We start from the raw sequence: 18,012 nt of genomic DNA on the forward strand, positions 1-18,012 counted from the left end.
AGCCTAAAATTCGAGTACGAAAGTCACCTAGATCACTGTGACAAGGCAGTTCTTAGTAAGGTTACGTAGTTCGACGGCTAAATTCGGACTTTTTGAACATCCTTTTATAATCAATTAAGCTTTAATAACTATCTTTTTGCAGCTCCGGTACCAGGTCCAGTTGAACTTTCGCCCGTTTCCCTCTCCGGTACCTTACACTGTTTAACTGAAAGAATCCCGACTGGGATAACAAGCGACTGAACCATTAACAGGTAATTCAATTCTACCTAAGGCCTAATCTGGAGTGTTTTGCCACCAGATTTACTACAAGACTTATATCAATAACCGAAAAAATCTCAATAAAACGCTGGGTAGGTTCTAATTAATACAAAGCCTCTATACTAAACAAGCTCTCTAGTCGTACAATAGTCGACATGGAGTCTTTCCCATTTGGGAAGGTACTCCTTTTTTCATGTCTTAGAACCCATGAGCTGTCTGGGCTCAGAATTATGAAAATCATTCTTTTATCTTATAATAGAAAACCAGTGGTTAACAGTACCTTGTTTGCAGGAAGTGTTTACTCCACATAAGAAAAGCGTAAGGCTCCCGTGTACCCGACTCGGGCCGGTTATTTGACATCTAGATGTAACTCCAATTTCTAAAATGGTATCTACAACCTAAGCAAATATAAATTCCTAAACGATTAAAAAATGAGCATCTCATATGGATGCTCATTTGCAACAATTATTTAAGGTCGAGGGGAACGTCTTCCGCTTCGTTTTCAAAGTCCGCTTCACCAGGAGGTACTTCCTTTGGTTCTGAAAGGCCATGATACTCACGAATACGACCTTCAATTTCCGCTGTAATTTCATTGTTCTCTTTTAGGAATTGTTTCGCATTCTCACGCCCTTGCCCTAATCGGTCATCATTAAATGAGTACCAAGCACCGCTCTTTTGCACGATATCTAAATCTGAGCCGATATCTAAAATTGATCCTTCTCTGGAAATTCCTTCTCCATACATAATATCGACTTCTGCAGTTCTAAATGGAGGCGCGACTTTATTTTTAACAATTTTAATTTTCGTTTTATTACCAACCAAGTCATTTCCTTGTTTTAACGCCTCAGCACGGCGGACTTCCAAACGTACAGATGAATAGAATTTTAGAGCACGGCCACCCGGCGTTGTTTCAGGATTCCCGAACATCACGCCAACTTTTTCACGAATTTGGTTAATAAACACCGCAATCGTTTTTGATTTATTAACAGATCCAGAAAGCTTACGAAGAGCTTGAGACATTAAGCGAGCTTGAAGACCGACGTGACTGTCGCCCATTTCTCCTTCGATTTCTGCTTTTGGGACGAGTGCCGCTACTGAGTCGACAACTATCATATCAACAGCACCACTGCGAACGAGAGCTTCTGCAATTTCTAAAGCCTGCTCTCCTGTATCTGGTTGGGAAAGAAGCAGTTCATCAATATTAACACCGAGCTTCTGAGCGTAAACAGGATCTAGCGCATGTTCTGCGTCAATAAAGGCAGCTTGTCCACCTTCACGTTGAATTTCGGCAATAGCATGCAGAGCTACGGTCGTTTTACCTGAAGATTCAGGACCATAAATTTCGACGACGCGCCCTTTTGGGTAGCCCCCTACACCTAATGCAATATCTAATGCTAACGTACCGCTTGAGATCGTAGATACACGTTGTTCAGCTTGTTCTCCTAGTTTCATAATCGAGCCTTTACCAAATTGTTTTTCAATTTGACGTAGAGCCATATCTAATGCTTGTTTGCGATCTGACATTCTTTTATCTCTCCTTTTACAGCTCCCTTTATATTCGAACTCTTCATTTTTCACCTAAAAAAGTAGCTGTTTCAATTACTTACTCTTATCTTACCTTGTTTTGAGACGTTTGCCAATAGTTTTTACAAACATTCGTTCGTATTTTTTAATCAAGTTACGGAGCTTGATGGCAAGATGACAAACCTAAGAGAGGCCACACTCACATCATAGTGTTAATGACAATATGCCATTCCAAATTCATCATATTGTCCGGTAACATCTAAGATAAGCGTTGACTCAAGTGAGCCGTCCATCCTTACAGCAACTTCGTAATTCTGTCCCTTTTCATCAAGGTTTTCCAATTGAACCGAGTATCTTTTATGTTCAGACGAATAACTTGTAGAAGTCACATGAAGGTGTTCTTCATCTACTGTATATTCAAATGAGACAAAGTCCACGGCGTGTTGTTTTGCTGCTTTATGGGCCAAGGGGGTTCCGTTGAAATACAAGTATCCGAATATAGAAGAAACAATAACAGCTCCAACTATACCACTTATAATTAACCACTTCACGTAACTCACTTCCTCCACTATACTTTCTTTCAGTATAAGCGAGAAGAAAACAATTTGGAACGATTTCCGACTATTTTGGTATGAAAAGTAAAAAATAAGTACGAGTATTAAGAAAAGCGCAAGGCGCCCTTACCAGATGGGGTTCCGCCCCATTATAGGATACGACCTATGCTCGGTCGCTCTATGCTTTCTTAACTCTTGAAACGAAAAGCCCGCCATCACAGGGCGGACCTCACTTTAGATAATATTTTCTTAACGTCTTTTCGGACGGGGTTTTGCAGGCTCTAAATTGACACGAGCACCATTTAAGCGAGAGTATTTAATCGCTTCATAAACGAAAGGTGCGGCTTCTTCAGGAACTTCAATGAAAGTAAAGTTCTCAAAAATATCAATTTTTCCGATCGTCCTCCCTGGAATACCAGCTAAGTCTGCTACTTCCTCTACTAGTTTTTTCGGTGTTAAGTCTACGTTACGGCCAACGTTAATAAAAAATCGAGTCATGCCTTTTTGTGCACCCGTATCCCCGAAGTCATAGGCTTCCTCTGCAAGGTTGTCATTTCCATAAAAAGAAAGCTTCAGAAGCGAAGTTACCACTTTTTCAGCTGGATATTCAGATAATAAATCCGCAACAATGGATTCATATAGATCGGTTTCATCATGTGTTTCCATCAAATCAACAATTTGTTTTTTCCACACTTCCTGTTGTTTTTCCACTACTTCCTCAATAGAAGGCAGGTTTTGAGAAGGGATACTCATTTTAATTTCCAATTCGATGGAGCGAAGGTGCTTCATTTCCCTCGGTGTCACGAGTGTTAAAGCAAATCCTTCCCTTCCTGCACGCCCTGTTCTTCCGATACGGTGAACATAGCTTTCTGGATCCTGTGGAATGTCATAATTGATGACGTGGGAGACATTTTCTACATCCAACCCTCGTGCTGCTACGTCCGTTGCAATGAGAAACTCAATGTTAGAATCACGGAACTTTCTCATCACTAGATCCCGCTGTGATTGAGTAAGGTCACCATGCAACCCATCAGCCATGTATCCCCTGGCTTGAAGAGCTTCCGTTAATTCTGCCACACCTTTTTTTGTACGGCAGAAAATAATGCCGAGGTCTATATGCTCACTATCAATCACGCGACATAACGATTCGAGTTTATTTTTTTCAAGAACCTTATAGTAAACTTGAGAAATCGATGGCGCAGTAACTTCTCCTTTACTAATCGTTACTTGCTTAGGTTGTTTCATATATTTATTTGACAATTTGCGAATCGGCGGTGGCATTGTCGCAGAAAATAACATCATTTGCCGCTCGCGGTTCACCATTTTGAGCACTTTCTCAATATCTTCAATAAAGCCCATATCAAGCATTTCATCTGCTTCATCCAAGATAAAGGTATGAATATTTCTTAGTTGCAGCGTCTTTCTGTTCAAATGATCAAGTACGCGCCCTGGTGTACCAACTACGATTTGAACCCCTCGTTTTAACGCCTTGATTTGATGCCCTATGGATTGCCCTCCGTATATCGGCAGCGTTCGAACGTTCTTATGTTTTGACAGCTTCTGAAGTTCTCCTGCCACTTGAATCGCCAATTCTCTTGTAGGGGTAAGGATAATCGCTTGAATGTGATTTGCTTCAGTAATCTTTTCAAGAAGGGGAATTCCAAATGCCGCGGTTTTCCCTGTTCCCGTTTGTGCTTGTCCGATGACATCATCCCCATCTAAAATAACAGGAATGACTTTTTCTTGTATCGGTGACGGAGCTTCAAAACCCATATCTTTAATTGCTTTTCTTATCGGCTCCGAGATTTGGAAGTCTTCAAATTTCATATGCTATTCATCCACCTTTTACTCTTTCGTTGTTCCTTCATTCAATTCTTTTATCAGGTAATAACAGCCATACTTTGCTGCTTTCTCTCTTATTTGAGAGCGATTCCCGGCTAACATTACTTTACGAATAATCGTTCTCTGAGAAGTCGCAATACCAATATAAACAAGTCCGGGTTCTTTATCGTCTAGTGAGTCAGGGCCAGCTACACCAGTAAAGCTTATCCCAATGTCAGCACTCATAAGCGGCTTCACATTCTCTGCAAGCATTTTAGCACATACTTCACTGACGGTACCGTGAGTATCGAGAATATCTTTTTTAATGTGCAGCAAATTTTCTTTTACTTTAGCATCATAACAGATAACACCGCCAGTATAAAAGGAAGATGCACCTGGTTTGGCAGTCATTACTTCCCCAAAGAGTCCGCCTGTAAGACTTTCAGCACTAGCCAATGTTAATTTCTTTCGTTGAATTTCCTTTGCTGCTTTAACAGGCAAAGTCTCTTTTCCATACCCGTAAAAATAAGAACCAAGGATTGTCAAAATTTCCTTTTCGAGAATATCTAGCTTTTCCTCATTCGTTTTTTGTTCACCTTTTGCCGTAAGCCTAAGCGTAACTTCTCCGTCCGAAGCAAGAGGCGCCACTGTGGGATTTCCTTGATATTCAATCATGTCATCAATCAAATCCACGAGTTTCGATTCTCCTATATCAAAAAAGCGGAGTACTCTGGAAGATATTTGTATCCGTTCAGTTGATTGACCCGTTAAATAGGGAACAACATAGTTTTCTACCATCGGGTAGAGCTCTTTAGGCGGCCCTGGAAGCATAATAAAACGGGGATGATCACCAATGGCCATACCACACGCAAGACCATAATCATTTTGGAAAACCTCAGCCCCTTTAAGGATCAGGGCTTGCTTTTTATTATTTGAAGTCATCACTTTCTGTTGCTTTTGAAAAAAAGTTTCTATGCGACCCAACGTTTCATCGTCATGCACAAGCTCAGTTTTCAAGACAGAAGCGAGAGTCTCTTTTGTCAAATCATCCTTTGTCGGACCGAGACCACCAGTTAAAATAACTAGATCTGATCTCTTTCCAGCGCATTCAACTGTTTCCGCTAAACGGTTAGGGTTATCACCTACAACCGTATGATAATACACATTAATTCCAAGTTCAGTCATCTTTTCAGAAAGAAACCGACCGTTCGTGTTCGTAATTTGGCCAAGCAAAAGCTCAGAACCAACTGCTATAATTTCAGCATTCATTCGCTTCCTCCTAACTAGAAAAGCGTACAGCTAGTTATGCATATCGTTATCCATTTGTGCTTTACGTTGATTTCGTCAGTACATGCTTATTTTTAACAAAATAATCCCATCCTGAGAAAACAGTTAAGATGACAGCAACGTAAATCATCAATGTAGCAAATGGAATTGATAAAGCTTCAAACAAGACATTATGTAACATAAGCGCAGAAGCAGCGACAATTTGACTCACTGTTTTCCACTTTCCCCATTTACTTGCAGCAATAACGTCTCCATCAGCTGCAGCGACCAACCTTAATCCCGTAACAGCAAATTCACGGCTCAATATGAGAATGGCTGCCCAAGCGGGAAACAAACCAAGCTCGACAAGGGAGACAAACGCAGCCGTAATTAACAACTTGTCTGCTAAAGGGTCTAAAAATTTCCCCATATTCGTAACGAGGTTGTATTTTCTTGCATAGTAGCCATCAAGCCAGTCAGTTGCAGCAGCAATGATAAAAATGACAGCTGCAAAAAAATGAGAGATAGGGATGACCGTTCCAAGCAGACTCCATTCACCCCATGAGAATGGAACAAGTAAAAATATCATAAAAATAGGAATGAGAAAAATTCTGGAGATGGTAATTTGATTTGGTACGTTCATGTTGGACCTCCTTAATAAAGAAAACCGCCGCTTGAGAAATAGAGTTTCCTAAGGAAAGCGCAAACGCCTTGGTCAAGAGATAAGAAAAACCGCGTTAGCTTCCGCCGCTTGTTCCTTTGAGACGGACGTCGTATAAGTAGCTGTCCCCTTATGTCTTCTTGACTTTTAAAGAAAACTTGGCTCGCCGCCAAGTTTTAGCTGCATTTATACTTGTACGTTCATAGGTGTTATACAGTATAAAAACCTAATCTTGCATCTTTCATTGTTTTAACCCAGCTTCTCCAACTTTAGAATCTTTTTTAATTTTACCAAAATCACACTTGGATTGCGAATTTTAGAAATAAAACTTCTGGCTATAAGGGCCACAAAAATGCTGCTCTACAAAAAGAGCAGCATTTTGCTTTGCGAAACTTATTGTTCAGCATCTAGAGAAAATTGTATAATAATTCGCTGTCGATCTTGATCACTTGGATCAAGCGGGTAGTCAAGTAGCTCATCGTTAATGTAGATATCCACTGAAGGTACAAAACCGATGTTTATTTCAATGGCTTCTTCATCCGTCATATCATAAGTTAGCTCGTCACCTTCTGAGTAAGTACTTACATCTAACACTGTACCTTCACCATCTTTTACTTCTGTCCAGCTACCATCCGTAAACTCAACACGGACGTTAAACTCGTCCGTGTTAGAAAGTGTCATCGTCGAGTTATATCCTTCGGTTCCCTCTAATGTAAGCTCTTGGTTGCCTGTTTCTTCCTCTTCAGGCGCTTCTTCTTCAACCTCATCTTCACCGGTATTTGCTTCTTCTTCACCGTTTTCATCTTCTTCGTTATCTACTTCGTCATCATCATTGATTACGTTGCTATCATCAAAGTCGCCACCTGGGTTAGTGCTCTCCCTAGGTACAGCTCCGTCATCCCCATTTTCACCGTTTAAGTTCATAATCCAAATTCCGGCTACAACAGCTGCCAGAAACAAAGCAATAATCAACGTCGGCAGGAACGATGAGAATTTGGATTTTTTTTTCGTTACTTTCGTTTTTTCCACCTTTGCATTCGTTCGGCTTACTCTAGGAGGTAATGTGGAAGGTTCCCGCTTTGGTTGAGGCAATTCATCGTAATGCTCATCAAACAACATTTCAGCATCCATACCTACTGCTTCAGCATAATTCTTTACAAACGCACGCGCATAAAATTCGCCAGGAAGTCTCTCAAACGCCCCTTCTTCAATGGCGATCAAGTACCTCTTTTGAATTTTCGTTCGTGTTTGCATCTCATCTAATGAAAGACCTAACTCTTCTCTTGCAGCTTTTAAACGAATTCCTAATTCTGACAATACTAACACCTTCCAAACTAGCTAATATCGAAGGATGAAAAACCCGAATCCACAGCCTCGTATGTAATTTCTTCTGATTCATCGCTTCTTAATTCAATAATATAATCAAAATCATTGAGAGAATATTCAGTTTCTCGAATAAAAATATCAGGGTGCTCCACAACTTTTGTGGCAGGCAATCGCATTATATCAGATACAAGCATCCGGTGCTTTTCAGAAGCACGCATCGTTGAAACAATGCCGTCAATAATGTAAATATGATTTTCTGAAAACTCATCATCAGCTAATTGACTACGAATGGTTTGCCGCAATAAGGTGGAAGACAAAAATGACCAGCGCTTACTTGCACATACACTAGCTGCAACGACAGATTCCGTTTTCCCTACTCTTGGCATCCCACGAATTCCGATTAAACGGTGTCCATCTTTTTTAAACAATTCTGCCATAAAATCAACGAGAAGACCAAGCTCATCTCTAACAAAACGAAATGTTTTCTTTTCGTCTTCATCTCGTTCAATATAGCGACCGTGACGAACCGCTAACCTGTCGCGAAGCTTAGGCTCTCTGATTTTTCTAAGCGTAATAATGTCCATTGTTTCAAGAATAAACTTAAGTCGCTGAATCGCCTCATCGCTTTCGCTTCGGAGCAGCATGCCTCTTCTCCGATGTTCTACACCATTTATAGTTACAATATTAATACGTAACATCCCTAAAAGGGAAGCAATTTCTCCTAACAAACCAGGACGATTTTCATGAATTTGATATTCTAAATACCATTCCTTTTTTTCCATGGTCGCACTCCTCTCGTGCAATACTCGAGATATTCATTACTTAAGGTTCTTTTCGCATAGATTGTGGCTATTTGTTTTTAAAGCGTTAGGCAAGCGCATGCTTGCCCTGTCACGCATAGCGTGACAGCTTTGAAAAAACGCTCAAAAAGCAACAAACTTTACGAAAACAGCCTTACTTAATAATAATGTATTTTGTTCATCTTTAAAAGAGGAATGATGGAAAGTTTCACCTTTTAAACCCACTTTCCAAAATAAAATTTATTGAGATGTTCAAAAAGTTCGCTACAAATAGCTGTACTCCTCTTCGATAAAAACATAAAAAATAAAACCTTTTATGCTCCTCCTTAAACACGCATTTACTTAGGGATTGCTGAATAACTCTAAAACTCAAATACAAGGGGTGACGCTTCCATGGCTTCGCTTTCCGCACAGGGTCTTCTGCTGCTCCTGCGGTTCCTCGTCGCAAGAAGACCATTGTTGCCTGTCCATTGTAGCAGCACCCCACCCCTTGCCTATCTCATGTGTATCTCAAAATCAGGTGCAAGGTTTCTGGCAAAAAGGGGAGTTATTTTCCTTGCAGGTTCTCTCCATAAGAAAGAGCATATCCTCTTGCCATGCATGCGTATACTACTTAAGCAGCAGCATCTACTTAAGTTAAATCATTCACTCAACGAAAATAATTTATCAGGCTAACGACAAAAGTGCCGCCTTAAGCGACACTTCAAATCATTTTATTTCTTTTGAACTAATTTTACCATCATGTTGGCAATGGCATGCTGTTCTTCTTCAGAAGCGACATGCCACATATCAGCAAGAACGGCTTCTTGTTCATTTTTTGGCTCAACTTGTTCAGCTAAGTATTCGCCAACTTGATAAGCAACTTCAGATACGACTTGATTGTTCATTCCTTCTTGCTTACCTTGATCTAAACGATCACCTAAAAAGTGCTTCCACTGATCCCAATTGTCTATAACACTCATGCGTGTGACCCTCCCTTTACTTAGTTTCTCCTATAGAAGATGTTCAAAAAGTTTTGGAAAAAAGCGGTGAAACTCTGCGTCTGCTTGCCTAACCTTTTTCGCTTTTTGGTTCCACTTTTTGAATATGCAATTATAGTTTTTCTCATTTGTTAAGAACTATGCATAGGGAGTAATTTTAACAGTGCCAGGCACCGTTAACTGAAAGGATTTGTCCATTGATGTAGCTCGTTTCTGGTGAAGTTAGAAATGATACGGCTTCGGCTATTTCCGCTGGTTTGCCAAATCGTCCGGCTGGAATGTCTTCAGCTATTGCGTCACGTTCTTCTTGTTGTAGGTGTTGATTCATCTTTGTCTCAATGATGCCTGGAGCGATGCCATTTACTTGGATTCCAGAGGGAGCCAACTCTTTTGCAAGAGCTTTCACATAAGCATTTAAGCCGCCCTTAATCATCGAATACAGCACTTCACAGGATGCGCCCGTAAGCCCCCAAATCGATGATATCACAATCACTTTTCCAGATTTTTTTTCGATCATTCCGGGTAAAAATGCATTCGTTAGCCGATAAGGGGTAATCAGCCCAAGCTGTGTAGCCTCCTGCAACTCTTCCTGACTAAAATCTTGAACGAGCCCGGTGTAGCTGCGACCACTATTATGAACGATGACGTCAAGCGGATTTGTAATCGCTCCTGCCAATTTTTCAACCGCATGTGGGCTACGCATGTCAGCTTGCACGAGAACTGGTTTTTGGTCATAAAGCTTGTTAATCTGTTGGGCTATAGATTGAGCCGCTGTATCGTTTTGATGATAATGAAGAACAAGGGAGAAACCATCTTTTGCAAGTTTTAATGCGATCGCACGCCCGATTTCTCCGCTTGCTCCAGTAATCAGAGCTTGTTTTGTCAATTACGTTTCATCCTTTGGAGTAACCAAACATTTACTAAACTGTGTGTCTGTTTTAAAATGTTCTGCCATAGCCTCTTTTAAATTTTCCATCGTTAATGATTCTAGCGTTGGAATAACATCAAACAAATTCATCTCGTTAAACTGATAGCGAGTAAACTGGTTGGCAATATACTCAGGAGAGTTTAAGGAACGCAGGAAGAAGCCAATCTTCTTCTTTCGAATACTTTCGACTGCTGCTTCATCTAAATCGCTTTTGACAAAGACATCTACCATCTCTTTAATACGTTGTGCTAAACGCTCAGGCTCTGATGTATCTCCTCCAATAACTGAAAAGCCGAAACCGAGCTCTCCAGAGTAGTCAAAGGAAAATGTATCATCAATGAGCCCTTCTTGGTAAAGTGTCTCATAGTTTTTTGAGCTCTGACCAAAGACCATCTCAAGCAAAATGTTAATGGCAAGCTCATGCCTTAATAGGTCTTCCCCTTGACGATCAGGACTTCGATCTTTAAAACCGACAAGGCACTTACCCGTTTTCACATTCATCGGGATTTTCTGCTCAGCTTTAGCAACTTCAGCAGGTTCTGCATCAAAGAACCTCTGGACTCGTTCAGGTTCAGGGAATTCTTTGCTGGACTGATTTTCACGAACAAGGGTCATGATTTCTTCTGCATCCACGTTACCAACGATAAACAACGACATGTTGTTTGGGTGATAAAACGTTTCATAACATGTATAAAGAAGATCTTTTGTCACCTCATTAATGGATTCAATCGTTCCTGCAATATCAATTTTTACGGGGTGGTATTCATACAAGTTGCTAATTAACCCGAAGTATCCACGCCAGTCGGGGTTATCATCGTACATTTTGATTTCCTGGCCGATAATCCCTTTTTCTTTTTCAACGCTTTCCTCTGTAAAATATGGCTTTTGAACAAAATCCATGAGGGTCGTTAAATTATCACGGACGTTAGCTGTACTTGAAAATAAATAAGCCGTTCGGGTAAAGCTCGTAAATGCGTTCGCTGATGCACCTTGCTTACTAAACAGTTGAAACACATCTCCCTCTTCATCTTCAAACAACTTATGCTCAAGGAAATGAGCAATGCCATCAGGAACTTTTACAGCCTCTTTTTCACCTAGTGGAATAAAGTCATTGTCGATTGACCCATACTTCGTCGTAAATGTAGCAAATGTTTTGTTAAATCCGGCTTTCGGAAGTACGTACACGTCCAACCCGTTATTGAGCTTTTCGTGATAAAGGGTCTCTTTGAGTTGGTCAAAGGTCTGTTTATTCATCCGATGCACCCTCCGTTCCTTTTAAGAAGTAAATCGTATCTAGCTCCACCTTCTTGGCGACATTGACGATGTCATTCTTTGTGACACTATCAATGTTTGGAATCCACTCATCAAGGTTGCGAGCTTTATCCCCAAGTTCATTGTGATACATAAGTTCAACGAGCCCTCTTGGAGCGTCCATCGTTTCTAATAACTGATTTTTAAGGACCGATTTTGTTTGTTCGACTTGGTCATTTGTAAAATCACCTGATTTCATCGCTTCCATTTGTTCACGAATAATTTTTACCGCCTGCTCATAGTTTGCCGTTTCAATTCCAGACATGACCATCAGCAACCCTTTATGACTTTCTACTCGAGAAGCAGCATAATAGGCGAGACTCGCTTTCTCACGGACGTTTAGAAAAAGCTTCGAATGCGAAAATCCGCCATACAAGCCATTGAATAATTGGAGTGCAAAATAATCATCGTCCTGGTATGTTACATTCGTACGATAACCTAGGTGAAGCTTGCCTTGTTTAAGATCTTGTTCTTCAAACACGACATTTTCTTCAATATCTCTTTGCGTTTGCGAGCTTGGTTGCTGACTTGTTTGTTGTCCAATCCGCTCTTCTAACTGGAGGTGGTTTTTCACAAATTCTTTTACTTGGTCGACATCTACATCTCCTACGACATAGAGGTCCATCTTGTCTTCTTTCATCACTTTTTGGTAGTACTCAAATAAACCTTGTGGTGTAATTTCTTCTAAAGCTTGCTCGTCACCATAGACAAATAGACCATATGGTTCTTCTTTACACATTTCCTCGTTTAATCTCATGTTTGCATAGCGAATTTTATCATCATAAACAGAGGCAATCCGTTGTTTTAAGTTTCGTTTTTCACTTTTTACAACCGAGTCCTTAAACTTTCCGTCTTCCAACAGAGGATTGGTCACAACCGACGTCATCATTTGAAAGGCTTTTTCTAACAGAGGTGTTTCATCTTTTAAATAACGTTCATTAGCAACTTCTAGTTTAAACGATATAAGATGATATTCACCTTTCTTATTCACATCGCCGCTAAGCGTAGCCCCGTACAGGTCGTCCAGTGACTGTCTAATTTGCTGACGACTAGGATAATCTTTTGACCCACTTTGCAATACATGCGGCAATAACGCTCGTTTCGTATGCTCTTCTTGTGTCAGGGGTGCTCGAATATGTAATACGAGCGTGTTTGTTTTATACGTGTCCGATTGCACAACGTGTACACGAACAGGTCCTTGAGAAAATTGATTCACATTAACTGCTTCCACTTAAAAACCTCCCTTAATACTTTCTTACTAATCTGTGTTAATTTTGAACATCTCTTAATAGGATACCTTTCTTTGACTTGCATTATAATTCCTCTTCTTGATTGTAGCGAAAAACAGTACCTATATGCAAAATATTCCACACTCTTCAACTCAAAAAGCCATATAAAAAGAGCATGACAGATATAATCGACATGCTCTTAGCTGAGTATATTTAGCATTACACTCGTTTACGAATGACATGAAATTTAAATTTATCGGCCCTAAAATAATTCAATGAGTATAGGACTGGCTTCTCATCATCATCATAATGCATTTGTTTTAAAGTAAGAAGAGACGTTTCCGGTTCGCACTGCAACGTTTCAGAAACTTTTTCATGAAATCCTAACGGTTCAATTTGAGTTAACGCATAGCTTATCGCCGTCCCGGCAGCTTCAAGCTGATTAAAAATTGACTCTTCTTTATGGGAGACAAACTCAGGAAGCAATTTTTTTGGAAGTTTGTCAAGACAGTAGACTACCGGCTGGTCATCCGCTGTTCGAACCCGTTCAATGATAATGAGTTCATCAAGCTCGTCATCATTAAAACGCATACGATCTTCTTCGTTGGCAGCTTGGACAGAAGATGATAAAAAAATCGTGCCCGGCTCCATGTGACTTCGGCGTATCATATCTGTCACGCTGTTTAATTCTTCGATCCCGGAAGAAAATAGTGGCTTTGAGTTGATAAATGTACCTACACCGTGCCTGCGGATAATGACACTCTCATCTTCGAGCATACGCAAAGCTTCACGTAAAGTAGCCCTGCTCACACCAAGTTGTTTTGATAATTCAAATTCCGATGGTAGACGCTGCCCTGGTTCGTAGCGGCCTTTTTCAATGTCTTCTTTTATACGATCAATGACCTGCAAATAAAGTGGTCGATGGTCAGACTTAATCATAGATCTTCTCCCCTTGCAACCTTATCTCTATTTATCACAATTTTCTAATGCTACTTTATCACGAAACAGGAGAATTAACTACCATTTTTTAAGAGAGAGTCTGTCGTCCTGATTTTAGAGCCTGAAAAATCTCAAAAAGCAAACGTTTTAGAAAATAGCCTATGATAAACCGCATAGCGTGACAGGGCAAGCATGCGCTTGCCTAAAGCTCTAAAAACAAATATGAGTATGTCATTAGCTCAGAAATCATTCATATTAGAAGCATATTATATTTCCGCAGAAATGTCGTGGTGTCTTCGGGCCTTTATAACTAAGGCTGTTTTCTAAAAGATTGTTGTTCTTGACACAAAATATATAAACTGCGACATAGAAGTAGATTGATTTCCGCTCCGGACAGTCGCTTTCCACGGAAAGCGTAGTGTATTTCCGAAGCGGTAATATATGTCGCAGTTTATTTCAGCTGCGAAGATTAAAAGCAACAATACATACGAAAAGAGCCATAATTAAAGGTGAAATAGTAAACATGGATGATGCCTTCATAATTCTGAGCAAAGGGGATAATCATTAAAACAAATAACATCAATGCGAAAAGAGCCTATTAAAAAAAGTGTTAGCTTCCGCCAAATGTTTTAAAGTCGTCCGCTTATAAATTATTAATAAAAAAAGCAGCCCCGTAAATAGCGGACCGCTTCGAACAATAGTACTTAACCATTTGATACTTGATCGTCTTGAGATTTACTTACTAAAACTTCCCGGGGTTTACTTCCTTCATATGGTCCGACAATGCCTCGGACTTCCATTTCATCAATAAGCCGTGCAGCACGGGTATAACCAATTCGAAAGCGGCGCTGCAGCATAGATACCGATGCAGTTTGCATCTCGGTAATAAGCTGAACTGCTTCATCATAAAGGTCATCAGCAACTGCTTCATGGACTTCTGTTTCTCCTTCTTGCGGAATCATTTCTTCTGCGTACTGAGCTTTTTGCTGTTCAATACAATATGAAACGATGCCCTCCACCTCTTCATCGGATAAGAAAGCTCCTTGAATTCGCGTTGGCTTTGAAGCTCCGACTGGAATAAACAGCATATCTCCACGGCCAAGTAATTTTTCAGCCCCGTTACTATCGAGGATCGTTCTTGAGTCTGTTGCACTCGACACACCAAATGCAATCCGTGATGGGATATTCGCTTTGATTACTCCGGTAATGACATCGACAGATGGGCGCTGTGTAGCAATAATAAGATGGATTCCTGCCGCTCTGGCCATCTGGGCAAGGCGAGTAATCGAATCTTCTACGTCGGATGAAGCAACCATCATTAAGTCAGCAAGCTCATCGACGATTACAACAATAAACGGCAAGTAAGGGTGGTGATCTTCTTCAGGACGTTTTGCATTTTCTTTTTTGATATAACTATTATAACCTTCGATATTTCTCGTGCCAGAATCAGCAAACAGCTCGTATCGTCTCTCCATTTCCGACACCACTTTTTTTAATGCTTGCGAGGCTTTTTTAGGATCAGTTACAACTGGTGATAACAAGTGTGGAATACCATTATAAACGTTAAGTTCCACCATTTTTGGATCGATCATCATCAGCTTTACTTCGTGTGGTTTACTGCGCATTAAAATGCTCACAATAATTCCGTTAATACAGACACTTTTTCCGCTTCCAGTAGCACCTGCGACTAAAAGGTGAGGCATTTTATTTAATTCTGCGATGACCGCATCACCGGAGATATTTCTTCCTAACCCAATAGCAAGAGGGTTAGCAGAATCGAGAATTTGTTTTGCCTCGAGTACTTCTTTTAATGTTACTAAAGCCACTTCCTGATTCGGTACTTCAATGCCAATAGCAGACTTGCCGGGAATCGGGGCTTCAATGCGTATATCTTTCGCTGCTAAGGCTAAAGCGAGGTCATCAGATAAGTTTACGATTTTACTTACTTTTACGCCTGCTGAAGGGTAGACTTCATATTTTGTTACCGATGGTCCAAGATGAACTTCGGTTACTCTTGCCTTTACTCCAAAGCTTTCTAACGTCTGTTCAAGTTTGCGGGCATTTTTTGAGAGCAGATGATGCTCTCTTGTCTGGTTCGTTTTCTTTGGATTATTCAATAATTGCCCGTCAGGTAGTTCATAGTTTTCGTTTTCCTTAGAGATTACAGCCAGAGAGGCGGTCGGTACGTTAACAATTTCCTCCTCTACATCATCCTCATTCATCTCTACTTTTTGAGTTTGTCCTGGTTTTGCTTCAACAGCGTCCATTGTTTGCTGTTCCATCTGATGATTAACATCATCTGTTTCATTTCCATCATATGCTTTTGTAGAGAAGTCGTATATAATCGGCTCTTCTTCCTTTTCTACCGATTGAACAGGAGTTTCTTTTGGTTTCACCGTCTTTTTCTTCTCATCTGCCTGTACTTTCATACTCTCTCGCTTTTCCTTAATCGCTTCCTTTAGTGATGACATGCTCTCCATAAACGAAGCTCCAATTGTTGCCACCATTTTCTTTAAATAAGAAACGAAGCCGTCTGTAGCTCTTTTAATCACGTCAATGACAGATCTTCCAGTAATAAGGACAACAGCCATAAACATAAGGCCAATCGAGAAAGCTATTGTACCTCCTTCTGCGAACAGAAAGTGTGTCATGCTAAAGCCGAGTGCTCCGACCATACCGCCTCCAAGTGTTTCAATGGCCGTTTGATCATTAAGCTGCATAAAGAACAGATGACTTGTATTGCGGATCACAGAGCGATCAGCAAATGGTGTCCCTTGAGAAAGAGACTCAAATTGTCGGACGTGGGTCAACAGCGCGATGGCATAAACCAAAATATACACACCGACCATTCTCCTGGTCCAAAAATCAGGCCATTTCCTCTTTATCATAAAATAAAAAGATAAGAGCAACAAACTGATGGTCAACAGAATATGCCAGTCTCCTAAAATAAACCGAAATACTTCTACAATCCCATCTCCTGCAAATCCAAGTCTCGCAAATGCCACTGTAGAGATGACGAGAAGAAAAACGCCAGCCAATTCATAAGTTAACTGTGTCTTCCATTTTTGCTTATTCCGTTTACGTTTTCGTTTTGCCATGAGTAAATCACCTCAACCGAATATGTATAGCACACTTTTAGGTTTATCGAGCCAGACTTGTCTCTTTACCTATTCTAGAAGCATTCTTAAAAAGCCTGTTTCTGATAACAATAAACAAAACTTTATGTAGAAAGGGTTGTCATCAAAAAAGAAGAAGCAGCCATAAATCGGCTGCCATCGAACGCTTGTTTTCATTTTATTATAGCATAGCTTTCTTTGATGAGGCCAGTAAACCTTACACTTAATCTAAGCCTCCTGTTATCATTTGCGGGTCAACTAAACTTCCAGGTTGATATTGATCTTCCAGGTATAAATTTGGATCGGTAGTCAAAAGACGAATGACGCGCAATTTCGTCCCACTGATACCCGTACTATTTACAGCTTCTACTACGAGGGAACCACCGGGAATGGAAACAGTTTGCTGCTTTGAAAACTCCTCTTCTTTTGTTGGAAATATTAAATCTTGGGATTGATATGTGTAGAGGATCATTGCACGACGTCCCCTTTATTAGGCTTCGTTTCATCAATGAGCTCATTCAATTTTGCAATTGCTTTTCCAATGCCTCCGACTTCATTAATCATCCCATACGAAACCGCATCCTCACCAATCACATTTGTGCCGATATCTCTTGTGAGGTTCCCTTTTGAGAGCATGAGGTCTTTAAACTTTTCCTCTGAGATGTTTGAATGTCGGGTCACAAAGCTGATTACACGGTCTTGCATTTTATCTAAATATTCAAATGTTTGGGGAACACCGATTACTAAGCCAGTTAATCGAACCGGATGGATCGTCATCGTTGCCGTTTCGGCTATAAATGAATAATCAGATCCTACTGCAATTGGAACACCGATCGAGTGGCCTCCACCAAGAACTAACGTAACCGTTGGCTTTGAAAGAGAGGAAATCATTTCCGCTAAGGCAAGACCTGCCTCTACATCCCCACCTACGGTATTTAAGATAACTAGCAAGCCCTCAATATTTGCATTTTGTTCTGCAGCAACAAGCTGAGGAATTACGTGTTCATATTTCGTTGTTTTATTTTGCGGCGGGAGTTGCATATGACCTTCAATTTGTCCTACGATCGTCAAAACATGAATATTTGTTTGCTCCATTTGCGGTACATTCGTTGAACCAAGCTGCTGAATCTTATCTAGAATCCCGTCCTTTTCTTTTCCTTTCCCAGGTTCCTGTTGAGGTTGCTGAGGTTGATTAGGTTGCTGAGGTTGATTAGGTTGATTAGGTGCAGGGTTTGAATCATTATTTTGGTTATATTCACTCATTTGAAAAGCCTCCTCTAAAATATCCTAATATAATAC

The 18,012-nt window shown here is 40.4% G+C and carries 15 protein-coding genes; all 15 read right to left on the bottom strand.

What is annotated here, in order from left to right; all coding sequences use genetic code 11:
- Positions 1-723: 723 nt before the first annotated feature.
- A complete protein-coding gene (recA, locus tag CDZ94_RS04595) occupies positions 724-1,782 on the bottom strand; it encodes a recombinase RecA (protein ID WP_096435338.1) in 1,059 nt (352 codons plus the stop codon).
- Positions 1,783-1,994: 212 nt separating this feature from the next.
- Positions 1,995-2,333, bottom strand: a complete 339-nt coding sequence (locus tag CDZ94_RS04600; protein WP_096435339.1) for a YfjL-like protein — start codon at positions 2,331-2,333, stop codon at positions 1,995-1,997.
- A 252-nt stretch (positions 2,334-2,585) separates the two neighbouring features.
- Entirely contained in the window at positions 2,586-4,163 is a 1,578-nt protein-coding gene (locus tag CDZ94_RS04605; RefSeq protein WP_096435340.1) for a DEAD/DEAH box helicase, read from the bottom strand.
- An 18-nt stretch (positions 4,164-4,181) separates the two neighbouring features.
- Positions 4,182-5,426, bottom strand: a complete 1,245-nt coding sequence (locus CDZ94_RS04610; RefSeq protein WP_096435341.1) for a competence/damage-inducible protein A — start codon at positions 5,424-5,426, stop codon at positions 4,182-4,184.
- Between the two features lie 61 nt (positions 5,427-5,487).
- On the bottom strand, positions 5,488-6,066 hold the full coding sequence (pgsA, locus tag CDZ94_RS04615; protein ID WP_096435342.1) for a CDP-diacylglycerol--glycerol-3-phosphate 3-phosphatidyltransferase: 579 nt from the start codon (positions 6,064-6,066) through the stop codon (positions 5,488-5,490).
- A 411-nt stretch (positions 6,067-6,477) separates the two neighbouring features.
- Positions 6,478-7,401: a helix-turn-helix domain-containing protein gene (locus CDZ94_RS04620; RefSeq protein WP_198520833.1), complete on the bottom strand. Its 924-nt coding sequence runs from the start codon at positions 7,399-7,401 to the stop codon at positions 6,478-6,480.
- Positions 7,402-7,418: 17 nt separating this feature from the next.
- Positions 7,419-8,192: a DUF3388 domain-containing protein gene (locus CDZ94_RS04625; RefSeq protein WP_096435344.1), complete on the bottom strand. Its 774-nt coding sequence runs from the start codon at positions 8,190-8,192 to the stop codon at positions 7,419-7,421.
- A gap of 731 nt (positions 8,193-8,923) precedes the next feature.
- Complete coding sequence (locus CDZ94_RS04635) at positions 8,924-9,172, bottom strand: DUF3243 domain-containing protein (protein WP_096435346.1); 249 nt, start codon at positions 9,170-9,172, stop codon at positions 8,924-8,926.
- 175 nt (positions 9,173-9,347) lie between these two features.
- Positions 9,348-10,076, bottom strand: a complete 729-nt coding sequence (ymfI, locus tag CDZ94_RS04640; RefSeq protein WP_096435347.1) for an elongation factor P 5-aminopentanone reductase — start codon at positions 10,074-10,076, stop codon at positions 9,348-9,350.
- Positions 10,077-11,372: an EF-P 5-aminopentanol modification-associated protein YfmH gene (yfmH, locus tag CDZ94_RS04645; protein WP_096435348.1), complete on the bottom strand. Its 1,296-nt coding sequence runs from the start codon at positions 11,370-11,372 to the stop codon at positions 10,077-10,079.
- On the bottom strand, positions 11,365-12,660 hold the full coding sequence (gene yfmF / locus CDZ94_RS04650) for an EF-P 5-aminopentanol modification-associated protein YfmF (RefSeq protein WP_232735744.1): 1,296 nt from the start codon (positions 12,658-12,660) through the stop codon (positions 11,365-11,367). Before yfmF ends, yfmH begins: the two co-directional genes overlap by 8 nt.
- Positions 12,661-12,877: 217 nt before the next feature.
- On the bottom strand, positions 12,878-13,597 hold the full coding sequence (locus tag CDZ94_RS04655; RefSeq protein WP_096435349.1) for a GntR family transcriptional regulator: 720 nt from the start codon (positions 13,595-13,597) through the stop codon (positions 12,878-12,880).
- Between the two features lie 704 nt (positions 13,598-14,301).
- Positions 14,302-16,695 carry a DNA translocase FtsK gene (locus CDZ94_RS04660; protein WP_096435350.1) on the bottom strand — a complete coding sequence of 798 codons (2,394 nt, stop codon included), beginning with the start codon at positions 16,693-16,695 and terminating at the stop codon, positions 14,302-14,304.
- Between the two features lie 241 nt (positions 16,696-16,936).
- Positions 16,937-17,185, bottom strand: a complete 249-nt coding sequence (locus CDZ94_RS04665) for a YlzJ-like family protein (RefSeq protein WP_096435351.1) — start codon at positions 17,183-17,185, stop codon at positions 16,937-16,939.
- Entirely contained in the window at positions 17,182-17,976 is a 795-nt protein-coding gene (locus CDZ94_RS04670) for a ClpP family protease (protein WP_096435352.1), read from the bottom strand. Before CDZ94_RS04670 ends, CDZ94_RS04665 begins: the two co-directional genes overlap by 4 nt.
- Between the last annotated feature and the right edge of the window lie 36 nt (positions 17,977-18,012).

It is taken from the genome of Alteribacter populi (assembly GCF_002352765.1).
Lineage (GTDB): Bacteria > Bacillota > Bacilli > Bacillales > Salisediminibacteriaceae > Alteribacter > Alteribacter populi.

Bases quoted from the DNA above. Each gene is read 5' to 3' on its own strand.
- recA (WP_096435338.1), bottom strand. From the start codon at position 1,782: ATGTCAGATCGCAAACAAGCATTAGATATGGCTCTACGTCAAATTGAA.
- CDZ94_RS04605 (WP_096435340.1), bottom strand. From the start codon at position 4,163: ATGAAATTTGAAGACTTCCAAATCTCGGAGCCGATAAGAAAAGCAATT.
- CDZ94_RS04610 (WP_096435341.1), bottom strand. From the start codon at position 5,426: ATGAATGCTGAAATTATAGCAGTTGGTTCTGAGCTTTTGCTTGGCCAA.
- pgsA (WP_096435342.1), bottom strand. From the start codon at position 6,066: ATGAACGTACCAAATCAAATTACCATCTCCAGAATTTTTCTCATTCCT.
- CDZ94_RS04625 (WP_096435344.1), bottom strand. From the start codon at position 8,192: ATGGAAAAAAAGGAATGGTATTTAGAATATCAAATTCATGAAAATCGT.
- CDZ94_RS04635 (WP_096435346.1), bottom strand. From the start codon at position 9,172: ATGAGTGTTATAGACAATTGGGATCAGTGGAAGCACTTTTTAGGTGAT.
- yfmH (WP_096435348.1), bottom strand. From the start codon at position 11,372: ATGAATAAACAGACCTTTGACCAACTCAAAGAGACCCTTTATCACGAA.
- CDZ94_RS04655 (WP_096435349.1), bottom strand. From the start codon at position 13,597: ATGATTAAGTCTGACCATCGACCACTTTATTTGCAGGTCATTGATCGT.
- CDZ94_RS04660 (WP_096435350.1), bottom strand. From the start codon at position 16,695: ATGGCAAAACGAAAACGTAAACGGAATAAGCAAAAATGGAAGACACAG.
- CDZ94_RS04665 (WP_096435351.1), bottom strand. From the start codon at position 17,185: ATGATCCTCTACACATATCAATCCCAAGATTTAATATTTCCAACAAAA.
- CDZ94_RS04670 (WP_096435352.1), bottom strand. From the start codon at position 17,976: ATGAGTGAATATAACCAAAATAATGATTCAAACCCTGCACCTAATCAA.